The sequence below is a fragment of the Bacillus sp. LR_5 genome, assembly GCF_042709275.1.
The window spans coordinates 121,997-139,798 of record NZ_JAVAXX010000001.1; the positions used below are offsets into that span (position 1 = coordinate 121,997).

Sequence of the window (17,802 nt, forward strand, 5' to 3'; positions counted from 1 at the left end):
TTCTTGCAATCTTCATTTTTTGCACCATTTCTCCTATGAAATTCCGTCTGTTATCCTTTTTTGCCGGATGTATCTTTTTTTGCCGGAAGGGAATCTCCAATCAGTTCCAGCGCTGCTATGACGTTCAAACACCATTGAGAGACGGTGTTCGTTGTCACCCACGGGAGCTCCTCCAGCTGCGTCCATGTCTCAATGCGCTCTGGTTTGATCGGTAGCGGCGTATGGCTCAGCTTATCGTCGAGCAAAAGATTCCACGCTTTGGCGGCGAGCTTCTGGTCTTGTTTTTTTCTTGCGGCGTAGGCGGTCATGGCAGCGGCAAACATCGGCCAGTGAAAATGCCTGTCATGAAGAGCGCCTCCGCTTTTTTTCCGTTTTTCTTCATCACTGAGTGTGTAAAATTCGCCGAATTCACTCAGCATTTCCTCCCATTCCCGGTCATCAAGAAGCTCAGCCAGCTCCATCCACACTTGCGGCGCGCCGAAGGCAATGATCATATGATATCCGCCCGCTATGCCATCTCCCATGTGATGAAGCATCGAGGTCTCCGGGTCATATTCAAATGTCGGACCGGATAATAAGCGGAGCGGCAGCTGCTTCAGACAGCTGATGCCCGTTTCGATTTTTTTGAGATATGCCGGATTTTCGGTCCGCTCCCATTCCGCCAGCCAGTTCGAGCAAAACGCCGCCCAGTCCGGTCCCGTTCTGGCGTGGGTCGGGTGCTCGCCTTTCTCATAAAAAGCGCGCATCGGATCGGTTTTGACGAGGGCGTAATCGGCGTCCTTCACTTCTGTCAAAAGATCTCCCGTCCGCTCATCTCCCGTCAGATAATAATAGAATTTATAAAGCCCGGCCATGCTGATCCTCGCTTCCTTGCAGCCGCATCCCCAATGAACAACATTATGCCGTGAGCCAAGCCCTGCGTATTCCCCGAGGTGAAAGCTGTCCGTTTCGCTCGTGTGGCGGGTCATGGCTTCTGCCATGCGGAAGATATCCCCTCTGCCAGAGCGGAAAAACGCCTGCCACAGCCATAAGGTCGGAACGAGCTCATTATTTTGCCATGCATACCCGCCGAGATCATACCGCCACATATGCCGGATCGGGTCATACGTATGCATGACATCGCCATAATCCCAAAACCCGTACCATCTGCGCTGCTCTACTTCCTTTTTGTAAAATAGAAATGCGGCGTCGAGCTGTTCTTCCAGCTCTTTTTTGAGCGGATGAGATGTGTCAATGACACTCCAAACCCCGAGCGCCTTTGATTCGTAATAGACGTCCGGCTCACAAACAAGCAGCGGCGGCGCCTGCCATTTGTCAGCGAGCGTATGAAGGACATCATCAGATGGCATATGCGAAAAGCACGACAGGCTGATTTCATTTGTGTTGGCAATGCCGGTCGGATCAGAACGCATTTCATCAAAACCCTCATACGCGCTGGCCACATGGGTGTTTCCTGTATAATGCCGCAAATCCATCGCCCCTCCATCCGGAGGCCAAAACCAGACGGTCATTTTTGGGTGGCTGCCGGCAAGGCCTGTGATTTCCAGTGCTGACGGGTATTTCTCAAAAAAGTACCGCAGACCGAGGGCTATGCCGCCATTTTCGCCGCCCGCATAGCAAAGCCCCTTCGCCCGGCTGCCATGCAGCATGCCTACCCACGCATAATCTTTTCCGGTCCGTTTTGACAGGCTGTAATGATCACTGGAATCCTGCACGAGCTTGACATCATTCCAAACCGCGTTCTGTGTGCCGTGCGCAAACCATTCCTTGTGCTCTTCACTTGGAAACAGCGTTTCACCATTGATTTGTTTTTGATAAAGAGGATACCGTTCATTGAATTTACGTGTGCCAAACAGCTGGGCGGGTTCTTTGTACATCCCTTTCTCTCCTGCAAAACGGAAATGTCGGTTGTACGGCTCCCCTTCCAAAAAAAGGTCAAATTCGATACCGAGCCCCTTAATGAATTCTTGTTTACCGTTCCTGTCAATCAGCTGCGTATGTACGATACCGATTTCAGACAGCCCGGCATAAAATATCAATCTGACCACAAACGGCAGCCATTCTTCATTTGTTTTTTTGAGGATATGCACGCCCTCTATTTTGATCACTGTTTTGACAGGTCCTTGCATCTCAAGCGCCGCACGTTTGATGAGGCTGACAGACGTTTCACGAAAAAGAACCGTTTCCGCCGCCGTCTCTTTTCTCGTTTCTCTTAAGGCAACGAGCCTCCCGCCTGCGGCGATCGGCTTTCCGTTAATCTGCAATGATTGAATAAGATCGGAGCCTGTTTTAAGGATGGTACAGACGAGCGTTCCTGTATCCACTTGGATGTCATGCTTTGACTCTTTGATGCTGAGCGTTTCACCTGGCTTCAGGGCTTCTCCTTTTTGCACTGCAAAGCTTTGATGGTCCTGTCCGCTGAACACTGCCGCGTGCTTCGTCCACTTGATGCTCCCGTCCGGCCAATAGGCCGACGGTTCGCTTTGCACAAATTGGCTTTCCGCGTTTTCATTCACAAGCGCCAGACGGTCACCCTTTTTCAATTCTCCTTTTTTCCATGGCACGCCCCACGTCACACCGCTTGTCACCTTTGGCTGTTCTGATAACCATTTCATCTTTTTCATCAGTTCTCTCCCTCCATAGAAAAAAGCTGATTCGATGCAAAGAATCAGCTGTGATTGTCAAACTGAATCACACGGTATTCATGCGGTCCGACCGCCAGCCTCCCCGATTTTTCCGAACGGTTCGTCAACAAATCCGTTCCCGCTTCCGGCAATGTTACGCTTCCGCCTTTTCCATCCATATTCACGATGACCCACACAAGGCCGTTATCGCCTTTGCGAGGGGCAACGATCGTGCCGGGTGTCACATCCGACCGAACGGAAATGGCTGCTTCAGCGGCATAATGCCTGACGAGCGCTTCCAGCATCGCATCCCCTTTTTTCCCGGATGGAAGCGAGCCGAGCATGACGATTTTTCCCTTGCCGTGCTTCCGTTCTGTCAGAAAAGCATGGCCTGCTGCCGGTCCTGACTCAACCGTGCCTAGGGTGTTTCCGTTCTCTGTATCAAACACCGCGCTCCACAGCCCCAGTGGCGCCGTGATGCCAAACGCTTTTCCTGTATTCGCATCCTCGTTCATTGGAAAGGTAAACAGCGTTTTGATCCCGGCTGTTTTCTCAAGTTCGCCAAGCCCGCAATCGGTATGAATTGTATGCTCGCTTGAGCGTCCCCCTGTCAGCGGTCCAACAATCCAAATGCCGCCAGCTTCAGCGAATGCCGAAGCTTTTTGGATAAAATCCGAAGACAGATACGGCACAAATGGCGTAAACAGCAAGCGGTAGCCGTCCAGTGGAACGCCTTCCGGAATGAGGTCACGGTGTATCCCCGTGTTAAGAATACGCTCATAAAAATGGGTCACAAGCGTACGGTGCTGGAGTCCCCGGTGAGGCTCCGTTTTGATAAAAGCTTTTGCTCTGTCGGAGTACGTCATCGCTGCCTCGGCTTGAACGGGCACAGTCGATAAAATCACCTGTTCGATGTCCTTTCTTGCCCGCTCGACTGCCAGCACGTTCTGATAGCCCACGGTCGGCTCGCCCCAGGCACTGAGAACCGAACCGTGTGAAATCTCGCTGCCCGAACGCTGCTGGCGCCACAGCCAATAGCAAAAACCCTCGCTTCCTAAGGCATAGGAAGATACGGCTTCGGCCTGTAAATACCCATCGGCATGCGGAAACGCGGAGCTTTCGAGCGAGGCGGCATACGACGGACTCGTTTCCAAAATCCAAAACGGGCGCCCTTGTTTCAAGTTCCTCCACAAATCACAGTTCAATAAAAAAGCAGAAGCGTTTTCCTGCGAAGCGTACGTATCATAGGAGGCAAAATCGAGATTCCGAAACATCCGCTCATTGTCCACGCTGAACATGACAGAGCCGTTATGCGTGATCGGCGCATCCGAATAGCAGCGGATGATTTTGGCCTGTTCATCCGCAAATGAAGCGATCATCTCCATCGAAAACAGCTGATACATTGTGCTTAGAGAGGCGTGATGCAGAAACGGGGCTGGCCCCGGCTGCGGCACTTGCTCAAACGTCTGGTAGGTTTCGCTCCACACATTGGTTCCCCATGCCTCGTTTAACCGCTCAATCACGCCATAGCGGTTTCTGAGCCAGTCATGCCATAAGTGCAAGCACGTCTCACACATGCATTCTGCAACATGGCATTTAAACTCATTGTCGAGCTGCCAGCCGATCAGTCCCGGGAGCTGGCCAAGCTCCTTGGCGATGCTTGTGGTGATGATGGCGGCTTTTTTTCGGAAATACGGGTTGTTCGTACAAGCATGCTGACGGGAGCCATGCCCCATGACCTCTCTTTTTTCGTTTACATGCATACGCTCCGGCCGGCCGTGCGACAGCCAAATCGGCGGTGTAGGCGTCGGCGTGCACATGATCGTTTCGATGCCGTTATCATACAGCCGGGTGATGATCTCTTTGAAAAAACTGACGTCAATTTTTCCTTCTTCCGGTTCCATGACAGACCAGGCAAATTCGCCGATCCGCACAACATTCACGCCAACTTCACGCATGATGTCAATGTCCTGCTGAATCGTCTCTTCATCCCATAGTTCTGGATAATAGCAAGCACCGTGATACAGTTTTCTCCTCACATTTTTCACCCTTCTTTGATGATCGATTCTGTCAATGGCAGGCCGAGCTCCTTTATGCCTTTTGCCACAAGTTTCGCCATTTCATTTGCGCCTTTTTTTGTAAAGTGCGTGTAATCGTTCATTCCTTCTGACACCATAAAATAGGTGTACACTTTTTCCTCGCCCTTCTCGGTAAAGAAAGCAAGGCTTTTCTCCATCAGATCAATGAGCTGGACATTCTCCTCAGCAGCCGTCTGCTTCATGGCAATGCAATAATCAGGAAAGTCGTTCAAAAACACGCCGTTTTCATAATGAAAGCGGGCTACAGGGGTAATGAGAAGCGGATGGGCGCCTTTTTCCCGCGCGCCTGCGATATATTGCTTTAAATATTGTTTATAGGTGGTATAGGGCTCGGTGTAGCGCTCCGGCTTATTTTTCGACGCGTCATTATGGCCCATCTGCACAAACAGCCAGTCACCCGGCTCAATCACATCAAGAATCGCCTGAAGCCTGCCCTCTTCCACAAATGTTTTCGAGCTTCTTCCCCCGATTGCTCTGTTGATCACCTGGATATGCTCCGGCAGATGTGAGCCGAGAAACTGCCCCCAGCCCCCTTGATTTGTGCTGTCTCCATACGTTTGAACAGTCGAATCGCCAGCAAGATAAATGTGATTTGCCATATCTCATTCCCCCTCGTTTTTTCGTTTCATATGGCATCAATCATGGACAGCTCTTCCCTTGAAAAACCGGTGAGTTTAGCGCCTGAACATTGGTCGTCCTGGCTTTGATTAAGTCATCTTGTCGTACTGTTCAGCCTTTGCTTCGTAGTTCCTCCTATAGCGGCGCCTCCGCTTTGCTGCCCGCTATGTACAGGGCGGGCTTCGGCGGTTTTTTCATTCCCGTTCCGAGGTAAAAGCCCGTGTGCGGCGGCTGGTTGTAGGCGGTGTTCTGCCAGGCGATGCCGAGCCTGTAAACCGGATCGTGCATAAGCGTATAAAAGCGATGGCGGGTGAGATGTATCGTTGTATAGATACGGAGCGCGCTGCTGTCTTCCGTTCTCCATATCACTTCTTCCCGCCAGTCTCCGAACAGGTTGGCCTGAAGAACAGGATTTCCTTTTGTGCCGTTGTTGGACAGCACGCCGTCCGGCTGAAAAATCGTCTTCAGACAGCGGTTTTCAGCATCCCACTTTTCAATCTTCGGCCGGCCGGCCGTTCCGTCCCAGTCATGATCAAGCAGCTCCCTGACCAAGTCGCCGTCCCACCAGATGGCGAAATTGGCTGAGATGGGCGCTTTGTCACTGATTTTTTCTCCTTTACTGGTAAAAAGGCCGTATGACATTCCGTCATTGCCCGGCGGATCGATTCCCCAGACGAGCGATCCTTTGTAGTTTGGGTCTATATGAGCCGCCATGCCCCTGCCGACGTCAGTTCCGGCATGAACGCCCCACAAAATCTCGCCGGTACCGGCATCACGCAGCGACAGTCCGTACGGCTTCGAGGCATCCTCATGCACCTGAAACACTTCAAGCCCTTTTCGGGACGGATCCAGATTCCCTACATGCATCGCGTCTCCGTGTCCGAGCCCCGTTGTGTACAAGCCTATACCGTCATGATCAATCGCCATGGCGCCGTAAATGATTTCATCCTTCCCGTCTCCGTCAACATCTGCCACACTCAAGCTGTGGTTGCCCTGCCCTGCATACGCTTCATGGCCCGGCTGATTGGAATCAAATATCCAGCGTTTTTTGAGCCTTCCGTTTCTGAAATCGTATGCCACGAGTACAGCTCTCGTATAGTAGCCGCGCGCCATCACGAGGCTCGGCCGCTCCCCATCCAAATAAGCGATCCCGGCGAGAAAACGGTCCATGCGGTTTCCGTAGCCATCTCCCCAATCTTCCAGCTTGCCGCGGGGCGGTTCATATTCCACGGTCGTGAGCGCTTCACCGGTTTCTCCTTTAAACACAGTCAAATATTCTGGACCGGACAGGATTCTGCCCTGTTCGTTCCTAAAATCGGCATGCTCATCGCCAATGATGTGTCCTTTCCCGTCTGTTGTGCCGTCGGCTGTTTTCATGGCGATTTCTGCTTTTCCGTCACCGTCCAGGTCATAGACCATAAACTGGGTATAATGCGCGCCTGCTCTGATGTTTCTGCCGAGGTTGATGCGCCACAAAAAGGTGCCGTCCAGTTTATAGGCATCTATGAGAACCTCCCCGGTATATCCGTCATGGGCGTTGTCTTTTGAATTAGACGGGTCCCACTTCAGGATGATTTCATATTCTCCATCCCCATCCACATCTCCGACACTGGCATCATTGGCGCTGTAGGTGTACGGCTTTCCGTCCGGCGTGATACCGCCCTCCGGTTTGTTAAGCGGAACCTCTAGGGCATTTTCCCGCCAGACGGGAGCTTCTTTGGACAGCTTTTCTTCCCGTCCCTTATTGACGGCCGCCACCTGGTAAACAGAGTCCGCCGTTCCGTTTTGATCGAGAAAATTGGTGCTGTCCGCGATAGGCTCGCGGGTGATCCGCCTTCCATCCCGATAAAGGTGAAAAGCCGTCGTCTCATGATCCGTTCCGAGAAAACGCCAGCTGACAAACACGCCCTGCTCCGTCTTGACCGCAATTAAGCCTCTGGTCAAGTATTCCATCTGCCTCTTTTTTGGCTTCATTTTAATGGGAACGGGCTGCGTGCAGCCCGTTCCTTCCCCCTTTCTATTAAGGCGTATACATATTCGGTTTTGGCTGTTCCGCCATGCCCTCTCCTAAAAAGAAGCTTGTGTGCGGCGGCTGGTTATACGCGACATTTTGCCAGGCGATGCCAAGCCGGTACACAGGATCGTGCATCAGCGTGTACAGCCTATGCTCAGTCGGAATGGTTGTCGTGTAAATGCGGAGCGCACTGCTGTCCTCCGTTCTCCACACGACTTCCTCTCGCCAGTCCCCAAGCAGATCAGCCTGAAGCGTCGGCGTTGCTTTTGTGCCGTTGTTGGCGGCCGCGCCTGATGCAGTCAGCATATTTTTCGATACGCCGTTTTGATAATCCCACTTATCGATTCGGTTGCTGTCCAGCTGTTCCCGCAGCAAGTCGCCGTCCCACCAGATGCCGAAGTTGGTCGATGACGGAACACTGCTTCCGATTTTGACGCCTTTCGCTGTGTAAAGAGAACCGTTTGCCCACACTTCCTGTCCCGGATAACGCGGGTCAATATCAGCAGCCATCCCCCGGCCTACATCCTTGCCTGCATGAACGCCCCAAAGGATTTTTCCGGTTGCCGCATCACGGAAGGATAAGCCGTATTTTGCATTTTTGTCCTCATGAACTTGAAACACCTCAAGACCCGGCCGGCTCGGATCAAGATCCCCGGTATGGAGGGCATCCCCGTGGCCTAAGCCAGTTGAATACATGCCTTTTCCATCATGATCAACAGCCATTGAGCCGAAAATGATCTCATCCTTTCCGTCCCCGTCAACATCAGCGATGCTCAGGCTGTGATTCCCCTGTCCGGCAAACGCCTCATTTCCAGACTTCGAAGAATCGAACGTCCAAAGCTTTGACAGCTTTCCGTCTCTGAAGTTATAGGCGACAAGCGCGGTTTTGGCATAATACCCTCTGGTCATGATCAGGCTCGGCCGCTGTCCGTCGAGGTAGGCAATGCCGGCGAGAAAACGGTCAACCCGGTTGCCGTAGCTGTCTCCCCAATCTGACACATTGCCGCGGGCCGGTTCAAAGTTTGTTGTGACAAGCTCTTTCCCGGTTGCACCTTGAAACACAGTAAGGTATTCCGGCCCTGAAAGCACACGCCCCTGTTCATTTCTGTAATCAGCATTGGCATTTCCAATCACTTTGCCTGTGCCGTCTTTTGTCCCGTCTGCCGTTTTCATCGCCACTTCCGCTTTTCCGTCACCATCAAGGTCATACACCATAAACTGGGTGTAGTGCGCTCCCGCTCTGATGTTTTTGCCGAGATTGATCCGCCATAGCTTCGTTCCGTCAAGTTTATAGGCGTCAATCAGTACGTCACCCGTATAGCCATCCTGTGAGTTGTCCTTTGAATTAGACGGGTCCCATTTCAGGATCAGCTCGTATTGCCCGTCACCATCCACATCGCCAACACTTGCGTCATTGGCGCTGTAGGTGTAAGCTTCACCCTTTGGCGTCGTGCCGCCAGCCGGTTTATCCAGCGGGACTGAATGATACGGCTGCGCCCATACGGAGGCTTTTTCAGAAGCCGCCTGTTCGGTACCGTTTACGACAGCCCGAACCGTATACGTTGAGCCCGCCGATCCGTTTTTATCCACATAGTTCGTGGTTTTGACAGGCACAGCATTCAGCTTTTGTCCGTCTCTGTACACATTGAACGAAACAGATGCGTTTTCAGTGCCAAGAAACCGCCAGCTGACAAAAATGCCGCCGTCCGTCTTGACCGCCACAAGCCCCCGATTCAGCGCTTCCATCTGCCGCGCTGCTCCTTCAGCTTTCACAGGAAATACAGTGGTTCCCATCACCAACAAGACCAGCAACGTACCAGCGGTAAACAAGCGTTTCCTTCGTTTAATCATCAGACAGCTCCTTCTCATTTTTCTGTAAGCGCTTACTTAAATTGAATTTTATGCGCTTTGTGAGCTGTCTTCAATTACACTTTTTTGCATCTGCCTTTTTCAGACACTGCACTTTTTTGCGCGATTGTCATTTTTTTGTTACCCGGCTTGGTGGTGCTGGGCCTCCGTCTTTTGAAATCCTCTGAGAGCAAAAAACATCGACACTAGCCCAAATAAACATGGGCCGTAAAATGGGATCAAGCCCGGGAGCGTATACAGCAGGTAAAGGACAAATCCGCACCCGATCAGCATACATCCGGTCGTCAGCGGCCGCATGGCGCCAAACAGCAGCGCTTGCGGAATATATTTGCGAAGCGGGAGCTGGTAATGCACATAAAGGGGAAATACATACATCAGCGCAATGATATACAAAAGCCCCGCAAGCAACGTGCAGCTTGTTACGGTAAAGGACAGCCAATCCGTACTTGCAGAAAAATAATGATAATTCGCGGACAATATGAGCAAAAGAGCCGCAAACGCCAGTCCAATTGCATTGACCTTGAGAAACTCTTTTTTGTAGGTATCGAGAAATAACGGAAACACCGCGATATCCTTTTGCCCCATCAGCCATTTCCGTATGACGGCACACATCGCGGCAGTGCTCGGCGCCCATCCGAAAAGAACGCCGCCCAAAAGCGTAAACAACAGCCACAGCCCGTTGAGCCACGCAATTTTCACCACCGCTTCACAGCCTGCATAAAGCGCATCCGTTACCGTCGTCCTCATCTTCTCACCGCTTGATGCACAGCAAAATCTCGATAAGCGGCTTTCATGGGCGCCATCTGCCGGAACCCGATTTTCCCTTTTGTTAACACAGACCCGTAGGTGCTGCCGTCGTCCATCCATTCAAGAATGGGCAAATCATTGATTGAAAAGTGCACATAGCCTTTGTCTTTAATGAGCTTCATATGATACGGGGAATCAGCGTCGTCTGGAGATGGGAGCGGATCGGCTCCCATCGTGGCGAGATGGAAACCGCGGCTTTTTCTTAAATTGCAGGTGCGGAACGCTCTTTCCTCCGCGTATTTTCTGCGGAAATACGACAGGTGGAGCGCATTGATGTCCCCCGAATGATATTCAGGGTATTTTCCCGTTCTTTTCTTGAGACTTGGATCAAACAAATCTTCGCCTCCAATCCCCGCAGCGGCAAAAAACAGCATACACAACCCAGGCTGCTCAATCGGAGAGAAGTCCCACGTCACAATGATGCCATCCGGAAACGTTTCCGGGCACCAATAGACAAAGTGTGCTTCGTCCTGAACATGCGACAGATGCAAGCGGTGATCGTCAAATGTGATCTGTCCGCCTCCCTCCATCCGCCAGTCCTTCACATCGCTTGCTGACCGGAGCGGATTGCGGTACAGGCACGCGCCTTCCTTATACATATTCTTTTCCCTCCCGGCTCACGAGATGATCCTTCAGCGGAAGACCGAGTTCTTCAATGCCTTCTGCCACAAGCTTCGCAACCTCCATTGCCCCTTTTTCTGAAAAATGCGTATTGTCCTCAATGCCGTCCGGATAATTCGGATGTTCATTCGGCTGAAACCAAACGAACAATCTTTTCGACTCCTCCGGTCCGTATGCTTCATAGAGCTCTTTTGTTTTTGCCAGCAGATCAATCACAGGCACATCAAGCTCCTTCGCCAGTGCTTTCATCGCATCGGGGTACTCGCCAAGTGTATGCTCGATCCGTCCGTTTTCATCAAAACGGCGGCGCTGCACCGATGTGACAAAGACAGGTTGCGCTCCCTTTTCGCGTGCCGTATCTGCAAACAGGGTGAGAAATTGCTGAAACGTAGAGTACGGCTTCGTCCCGCGCGGTTTCTGGTCATTGTGGCCGAATTGAATAAACAAATAATCGCCCTGTCTGATGCGCTCGGCAATCGCCTGAAGCCTTCCTTCCTCCACAAAAGAATTGGTGCTTGCCCCTCCTTTGGCGTGATTGTGCACCTTCACATCTTCAGAAAACAATTGCCCGAATACCTGCCCCCACCCCGCCATCGGCGCTTCATGAGGCGGGCAGTCACTCACGGTGGAATCCCCCGCTAAAAACACTTGAATCGGTTTCTCCATCACATGTTCTCTCCTTTCACGGCGTTTCCTGATACATTTGCCTGAAGACACCAGGCGGCATGCCGACCTGTTTTTTAAAAATCCGATTGAAGTAATTGTGGCGGTAGCCGACTTCTTCCGACACGTCATGAATTTTTTTATTCGTATTCACCAGCAGCTCTTTCGCCTTTTCGATTCTGATTTGGGTCACATAATCTATAAAATTAACGCCGGTCACTTGCTTAAATGCCTTGCTTAACGTATATGAATTCATGCCGAGCGCATCGGCACAGCTTTCCAGCGAAATATCCGCCATATACTGTTCGTGAATCATGGCGATGACACGATCCGCCAGCTGCTTTTGCTGTCTGTTTTTTCTGCCCTCAAGCTTGGAAAGGTAAGGCGTCACCACAGCATCCATCAGCCAGGCCGTCGCTTCATTAGGTTCGCGCAATTCTGAAATGTCAAGAAGCAGCTCCCGATGCTGAAATAGGTCACTCGGATTGAGCCCGGAATGCAAAATATCCTCCTGAATGCGGGAAAACAGCTGAATCAGGGCGGAGTGCACATGCCTGTCTATGACCGCCTTTTCCGCCAGGTCCTCCATGCATACACGTATCAATTCCTCGACCTCCTGTTTTCTTTCCAGCCGGATGGCCTGAACAATTTGTTTTTCCAGTTCAAAAGGATAATAAGGGGCGGATTGCTCACCCTGAGGGAAGTCGGCCTGCAAATCAATCACCTGATGCCGGTTGGCAAACTGCCTGCGGGATTTGCCGCTTTTTACATCCTGAAATAAAGCAGGGATCTCCGTGACACGCTCCGTCTTCCTGCTCATCGTTCCGGTCAGGCTTAATCCGGTAACATCGTCAAATTGGCGTGCCAGCTCTTTTACATACGCCTTCAGATCAGAGCTGTTTGTTTTCATCACAAGCAAGGTGACGGAAAGCCGGCCGATATCAAGAATAGAGGTCTGAAAACAGCGTTTTGCCGCAAGCTCCTCGGCCAGATTGGTCAGCGTAAATACAGCAAGCTGTTCATCACCGGCACGAAAGATGCTTTTTTCACAGCGGAGGCCTGTTACCTGAAGATCAAGCACCTGAAACACATTTTCTCCGATGCTCCATCCAGCCTCCTCCATCCGCGATCTGAGGCTTTTCTCGTTGTCATAGTAAAAATCGCCCTGCAAGAGGTGCTGAAAGAAACTCTTTTTCATATGGGGTGTCTGCCGCAGGAGCTGCTTTTGAAGTTTCTGGCTTTCAAGGGATAGATCATGCCATCGCTTTTCAATCCACTTGAATTCATCCTGCCCGGACGCCTGCCATGTTTTCTTCTCTCCCCCGGTAAACAAGCCAAGCAAATGCTGAATGGGGCGATAGATTTTTTTTGATGCATACCACGTCATGCACACCGCCAAGCAGATGCAAATGACAAGCATCACGATGATCACTTTTGATAAAAACACCATCGGCGCTGTAATGGCTGAAAGAGGCGCCGCTGACACAAAGGTCCACTGCTGATGCATGCGGTTCATTTCTCCAAATGAGACGGAATACACCTTGCCGTCCCATTCCATCTGAAAATGGCCTTTCTCTTTCGGCTGTTTTTTTACCTCTTGAAGTAAAGTCTTTTCAAAATCTATTTCTCCCTCGTGAAAAAGCACCTCCTGATTTTGATCCAGAAGCAGCGCACTGCCATCAGGATAAGGGGACAAGCTTTGTAGGATGGACTCCATTTCTTTCGGATCAACCGCCAGCATGATCGCGCCGAACGGTTTCTCCGCTGCGCCCGGAATGAGCTGGATCAGCATCGCTTGATTTCCGGATCGGTTCCAATAAATACTGTTGTCTGAGGCAAGCAGCGAGCGATACTTGCGAAGCGCCTCCTGTTCTGTCAAAGCGCTGTATTCAGGGCTCAGTACAAGAGGCCGGGGGCTGTTCAGAAAGATGGAAGCCTGCTCGATCAGCGGCTGCTGGTCCCGTAAAAGAAACAGTTTTTTCGTTAATTGATAGGAGAACGTAAAGTCTTTCTCCAAATCCCTCTCGGCCAATCCGTTCATCAGCGAAGAATCATATGCCATCTGGGTGAGAGTCAGCTCCAGCACTCCCAGTTTCTCATCCATTCGGCTGACTTCACGCGCCACCTGTGTTTCATGTGATCTCTGCAGCTCTTTCTCTACCTTATCGATCGAAAGAAAGTAGATAGCGCCGCCAGTCAGCAATCCGGGAATACAGGCAATCAGCAAAATGAAGACAAAGTTTCTTTTGAAATACGTTCCCTTCCAGCGTGAAACCCGTTCCTTCTGTTGAGGCTGTTTTTTCATCCCTTTCCCCCCGCCGCCATCTTTACTGATACACGCGTTTTTTCGTTCTCAACACATCAGCAAGAAACGTCAGCGCAAGTCCCTGTCCCCATCCTTGTATTCGTTTGTAAGGCACCTGTTTGTATCCTTCTGCATTTTTCATGACGGCTGTTCCGGCCGATACCTTGCTGACCCGTCCGTCCTCTTCTACCGCATCCAAAATGGCGGCAAGCGATTTCTGCACATATTTCGTATACAGCTTTCCGTTCGACAGCAGAGCAGAGGCAATGCCAGCCGATGCCGAAACTTCGAGATATGAATCCGGGTCATCCAAAATGGTATGCCACAGCCCTGTATCGTCCTGAAGGCGGACGAGCGCGCTTAGCTGATCTCTGAGCGATCCGTCGATGATCATAAAGGAAGGATGCGTCACCTCAATGAGCGGGAGCGCCTTCGCCATCGTAAGTGCCGCCCAGCCGTTCGCCCTGCCCCAATAAATCCCCGACAGATGATTTTGCGCTTTATTGTCCCAGGCGTGGTAGTACAAATTCGTGACAGGGTCCTGAAGCACGTCTTCATGTCCGTGAAACTGGCGCATGCCGTCTTCAAAATAATCCTCACGCTCCATCACCCGCCCGATTCTCAGCATAAACAGTCCCGCCATCATCAGCGTATCCGCCCATGCCTGTTCTGGAAACACGTACTCTGTCGAATTAACCGTATGCTGAAGAATCCCCTCGCCAAAGCGCGGCGCTTTATGCAGCACATACTCCGCCATCTCGCCCGCTGTTTCCAAATATACGTGATCACCCGTCACCTTGTGGAGGAACAAAAGCGTATGTCCGATGGAAACCCCGTTGATCGAAAGCGGCGGCAGCCCATCCTCCAGCTGCTCATCCACCCACGTTTTTAACAGATTGATATATTCCTCGTTTTCCGTCGCTTCATAAGCCTCCGCCACGCCGTAAAACGCGACGCCGCCCGGCCAATCCCACGCAAAATCCATCTGAAATGTCCGTTTCACGATCCGGTCAATGACGGACGTCACCTTTTCTTCGTCAAAGATAAGCTGTGCCATCTGCAACACTCCTTTTTTATTTTAATCCGGTCGTACTGATGCCCTGAACGATATATTTCTGAAACAAAAAGAATACAAGAATCACAGGCAATAACGAGACGGCCGACATAGCAAACATCGCGCCCCAGTTCGAAGCAGATTCCGTATCGAGGAAAAGCTTCAGCGCAAGCGAAACTGGATAAAGCTCCGGCTTATTCAAATACAGGAGCGGCTGAATCAGCTCCTCCCACTTCCAATAGAAGGAGAAAATCGCAGACGTCGCAAGCGCTGGGGCAATCAGCGGAAGAATGATCCGCCAAAAGCAGGCAAAGCGCCCGCAGCCATCGATTCGAGCGGCTTCATCCAGCTCCTCGGGAATCGTCCGGATAAACTGGATCATCAGAAAAATAAAAAACGCATGCCCGAAAAATTGCGGAACGACAATCGGTTTAAAAGAATTCAGCCAGTCTAATTTCGCAAACAAAATGTACTGCGGAATCATCAGCACCTCATGCGGCAGCATTAACGTCCCCATCATGCAGGCGAACCAAAACGCTTTCCCCTTAAACGGGATGCGCGCAAACCCGTACGCAATAACAGCCGATGACAGGACGGCGCCGATTGTTGACAGGCCGACAATGATCGCCGAGTTTTTAATAAAGGTCAGAAACGGCTGCCCCGCAATGCCCTTCCATCCTTCAGCATAGTTGCTGAGAATAAAAGGATCGGGAATGAGAGAATGAGAGGTTGTAAAAATACTGGAGCTTTCCTTAAACGAGCTGACAAACAGCCAAATGACCGGGTACAGCAATAACACTGCCAGCGATGCCGTAAAAACATGGAACAGTATGCGTTTGGGCCTGACGCGCCCGGCTTTTTTTCTCTCAAAAACCGGGGCTTCTCTGACAGGCTGGTTGACCGGCTCCATCCGTCATTCCTCCTTTGACTCGTAATGAACCCAATATGACGATGTTTTAAACAAAATCAGCGTAATCAGCCCGACAATGATAAGCATGATCCACGCCATCGCCGATGTGTAACCCATTTGAAAATAGTTGAACGCCCGCTGGAACAAATAGAGCGAATACAAAAGCGTCCCGTCAAGCGGCCCGCCCTCGCCCTTCGAGATGATATAGGCAGGTGTAAATGTCATAAAAGCAGAAATCGTCTGCATCACAAGATTAAAGAAAATAATCGGCGTGAGGATCGGAAGCGTAATTTTAAAGAAACGCTGCACCCGATTTGCCCCATCCACGCTTGCCGCTTCCAAATACGAAGACGGAATGTTTTTCAGCCCGGCCAGAAAAATCAGCATCGATGACCCGAACTGCCAGACGGACAGCAGAATCAATGTCCACAACGCGCTAGTCGGGTCCTGGTACCAAAGAATTTTTTGATCAATCCCGACAAAAAACAGCAGCGCATTGATGACCCCGTCATTGCCAAAAATATTGCGCCACATAATCGCCACGGCCACGCTCCCGCCGATGATCGAAGGCAGATAAAAGAGCGTTCTGTAAATGGCCGTTCCTTTTGATGCATTGTTTAAAATGACAGCGATAAAAAGCGCGAAGCCGAGGCGGAGCGGAACCCCGGCAAGCACATACGTAAACGTCACCTTCAGTGACTGCCAATACTTTTCGTCACCCGTAAACATTTCCTTGTAGTTATCGAGCCCGATCCATTTCGGCGCCGTAAACAAGTCATAGCTTGTGAAGGACAGAAACAAGGACGCCCCCATCGGAATCACCGTAAAACATAGGAATCCGATAATAAACGGAGAAATAAAAGCATATCCCGCCAGATTGTCTTTTCTCATACTCCGGCTTTTTTTCATTGCATCAGCCCCATTTCCCGTCAGTTATTCCTCTCTAATATCTCATTGGCCTGCTTCCGGAACGTTTTGGCGGCTTTTTCCGGCGATACCTTCTGATACAGAATCTGATCAGACGTATCCTTCAGCAGCTTGATGACCTCCGCGCTTCCCACAGGCTCCGGCGGATCGGCTTTGCTGATGTTTTTTGATGCGGTTTCTACATATTCCATGATGTTGGCTTCTTCCTCATTCAGCTTCGGTTTAATCGCGTCCGCCACCTTGTCGGATACCGGTACACCCCTCTCGCCTTTGATCAGCATGTTGGCTTCTTTATTGTTGACGAAGAAATCGATAAACTTTGCGGCCTCTTTTTTATGCTCAGAGCTTTTCGGAATCGAAAACAGCATACTCGGCTTCAGCGTCAGCGCCTTTTCCTTCATTTGCTCCGGCGGCAGATAGAGAGACAGCGGCGAGTCTGTCAATCGGGCAAAGCCCAAATATTGATTGGAGTAGTTCCATGTAATTGCTGACTTACCTTTGACGATAAAGTCGTCCTCCATCCCTTTAATCTGTGCGCTTTCATCAGGTGTTGGGGATGTTTTCGCTTTCACCAGCCTCAGCTGCCGTTCAAAATAATCGACAAACAGCTGATCATCCTGATACGCGAGGCCTGTGCCGTCTTCTTTATAAAAACGCTCACCCTTCGTGCGCAAATAATAAGGGAAGAAAATATCAGGCGGATGCATTCCATTGGAGCCGTAGACGCCGGCTTTTTCCTGAAGGTCATACGCCAGCTTCTCGTAATCTTCCCACGCCCAGTTTTCCTGATTGATGGACACACCTGCTTTCTTCAGTAAATCATCATTCGCAATCGCAGACAGCACGTTGACGCCCAGCGTAAACCCATAGAGCTTATTGTCAATTTTTCCGCCCGACAGCATATTCTCGTCGATTGAACTGACATCAATCGTTCCATCCTTTGTATACGGCGTTAAATCTTCCAGCTGGTTCTTCTTTCCGTACTGTGCCAAATAAGCGGTATCCATTTGAATGACATCAGGAAGCTGGCCGGCGGCAGACATCGGCGCGAGCTTTTTCCAATAGTCATCCCAGTTCGCAAATTCCGCATCAATATGGACGTGCGGATTCTTTTTCTCATATAGTTCAATCACCTTCGTTGTATAATCATGCCTTGGCTGCCCGCCCCACCATGCGATTCTGAGCGTAATGTCTTCTTTTTTCCCCGATGCCTCTTCGCCTGAAGAACATCCGCTGAAAAAAAAGACGCAGACAAGTGTTAACAGCACGTAACAAATCTTCTTCAAACCAA

Annotated in this window: 13 protein-coding genes; all 13 read right to left on the bottom strand. The window is 50.8% G+C overall.

Going from position 1 to position 17,802, the window contains the following annotated elements:
- Positions 1-50 precede the first annotated feature (50 nt).
- A complete protein-coding gene (locus tag RAC86_RS00590) occupies positions 51-2,624 on the bottom strand; it encodes an exo-rhamnogalacturonan lyase family protein (protein ID WP_072565908.1) in 2,574 nt (857 codons plus the stop codon).
- A 44-nt stretch (positions 2,625-2,668) separates the two neighbouring features.
- The gene (locus RAC86_RS00595; RefSeq protein ID WP_072565907.1) at positions 2,669-4,663 is read right to left on the bottom strand and encodes a beta-galactosidase; all 1,995 of its coding nucleotides are present in this window, start codon (positions 4,661-4,663) and stop codon (positions 2,669-2,671) included.
- A 5-nt stretch (positions 4,664-4,668) separates the two neighbouring features.
- The gene (locus tag RAC86_RS00600) at positions 4,669-5,322 is read right to left on the bottom strand and encodes a rhamnogalacturonan acetylesterase (protein WP_014112969.1); all 654 of its coding nucleotides are present in this window, start codon (positions 5,320-5,322) and stop codon (positions 4,669-4,671) included.
- 154 nt (positions 5,323-5,476) lie between these two features.
- Entirely contained in the window at positions 5,477-7,315 is a 1,839-nt protein-coding gene (gene rhgX, locus RAC86_RS00605) for a rhamnogalacturonan exolyase (RefSeq protein ID WP_072565906.1), read from the bottom strand.
- A gap of 46 nt (positions 7,316-7,361) precedes the next feature.
- Positions 7,362-9,206 carry a rhamnogalacturonan lyase gene (gene rhgW, locus RAC86_RS00610; RefSeq protein WP_444979123.1) on the bottom strand — a complete coding sequence of 615 codons (1,845 nt, stop codon included), beginning with the start codon at positions 9,204-9,206 and terminating at the stop codon, positions 7,362-7,364.
- Between the two features lie 138 nt (positions 9,207-9,344).
- Complete coding sequence (locus RAC86_RS00615; RefSeq protein WP_072565904.1) at positions 9,345-9,971, bottom strand: YesL family protein; 627 nt, start codon at positions 9,969-9,971, stop codon at positions 9,345-9,347.
- On the bottom strand, positions 9,968-10,630 hold the full coding sequence (locus RAC86_RS00620; RefSeq protein ID WP_072565903.1) for a YesU family protein: 663 nt from the start codon (positions 10,628-10,630) through the stop codon (positions 9,968-9,970). The genes RAC86_RS00615 and RAC86_RS00620 overlap by 4 nt, the downstream gene beginning before the upstream one ends.
- A complete protein-coding gene (gene rhgT / locus RAC86_RS00625) occupies positions 10,623-11,321 on the bottom strand; it encodes a rhamnogalacturonan acetylesterase (RefSeq protein ID WP_072565902.1) in 699 nt (232 codons plus the stop codon). Before rhgT ends, RAC86_RS00620 begins: the two co-directional genes overlap by 8 nt.
- Positions 11,322-11,334: 13 nt before the next feature.
- Positions 11,335-13,620 carry a transcriptional regulator YesS gene (gene yesS, locus RAC86_RS00630; protein WP_072565901.1) on the bottom strand — a complete coding sequence of 762 codons (2,286 nt, stop codon included), beginning with the start codon at positions 13,618-13,620 and terminating at the stop codon, positions 11,335-11,337.
- Between the two features lie 22 nt (positions 13,621-13,642).
- Positions 13,643-14,677: a rhamnogalacturonyl hydrolase YesR gene (gene yesR, locus RAC86_RS00635; RefSeq protein WP_072565900.1), complete on the bottom strand. Its 1,035-nt coding sequence runs from the start codon at positions 14,675-14,677 to the stop codon at positions 13,643-13,645.
- Between the two features lie 16 nt (positions 14,678-14,693).
- Complete coding sequence (locus tag RAC86_RS00640) at positions 14,694-15,584, bottom strand: carbohydrate ABC transporter permease (protein ID WP_072565899.1); 891 nt, start codon at positions 15,582-15,584, stop codon at positions 14,694-14,696.
- A gap of 3 nt (positions 15,585-15,587) precedes the next feature.
- Complete coding sequence (locus tag RAC86_RS00645) at positions 15,588-16,517, bottom strand: carbohydrate ABC transporter permease (protein WP_072565898.1); 930 nt, start codon at positions 16,515-16,517, stop codon at positions 15,588-15,590.
- On the bottom strand, positions 16,514-17,797 hold the full coding sequence (locus tag RAC86_RS00650; RefSeq protein WP_072565897.1) for an ABC transporter substrate-binding protein: 1,284 nt from the start codon (positions 17,795-17,797) through the stop codon (positions 16,514-16,516). Before RAC86_RS00650 ends, RAC86_RS00645 begins: the two co-directional genes overlap by 4 nt.
- Positions 17,798-17,802 lie beyond the last annotated feature (5 nt).

Coding starts and splice junctions, on each gene's coding strand:
- yesS (WP_072565901.1), bottom strand. CDS start 13,620: ATGAAAAAACAGCCTCAACAGAAGGAACGGGTTTCACGCTGGAAGGGA.
- RAC86_RS00640 (WP_072565899.1), bottom strand. CDS start 15,584: ATGGAGCCGGTCAACCAGCCTGTCAGAGAAGCCCCGGTTTTTGAGAGA.
- RAC86_RS00620 (WP_072565903.1), bottom strand. CDS start 10,630: ATGTATAAGGAAGGCGCGTGCCTGTACCGCAATCCGCTCCGGTCAGCA.
- RAC86_RS00615 (WP_072565904.1), bottom strand. CDS start 9,971: ATGAGGACGACGGTAACGGATGCGCTTTATGCAGGCTGTGAAGCGGTG.
- rhgW (WP_444979123.1), bottom strand. CDS start 9,206: ATGATTAAACGAAGGAAACGCTTGTTTACCGCTGGTACGTTGCTGGTC.
- yesR (WP_072565900.1), bottom strand. CDS start 14,677: ATGGCACAGCTTATCTTTGACGAAGAAAAGGTGACGTCCGTCATTGAC.
- RAC86_RS00600 (WP_014112969.1), bottom strand. CDS start 5,322: ATGGCAAATCACATTTATCTTGCTGGCGATTCGACTGTTCAAACGTAT.
- rhgX (WP_072565906.1), bottom strand. CDS start 7,315: ATGAAGCCAAAAAAGAGGCAGATGGAATACTTGACCAGAGGCTTAATT.
- RAC86_RS00590 (WP_072565908.1), bottom strand. CDS start 2,624: ATGAAAAAGATGAAATGGTTATCAGAACAGCCAAAGGTGACAAGCGGT.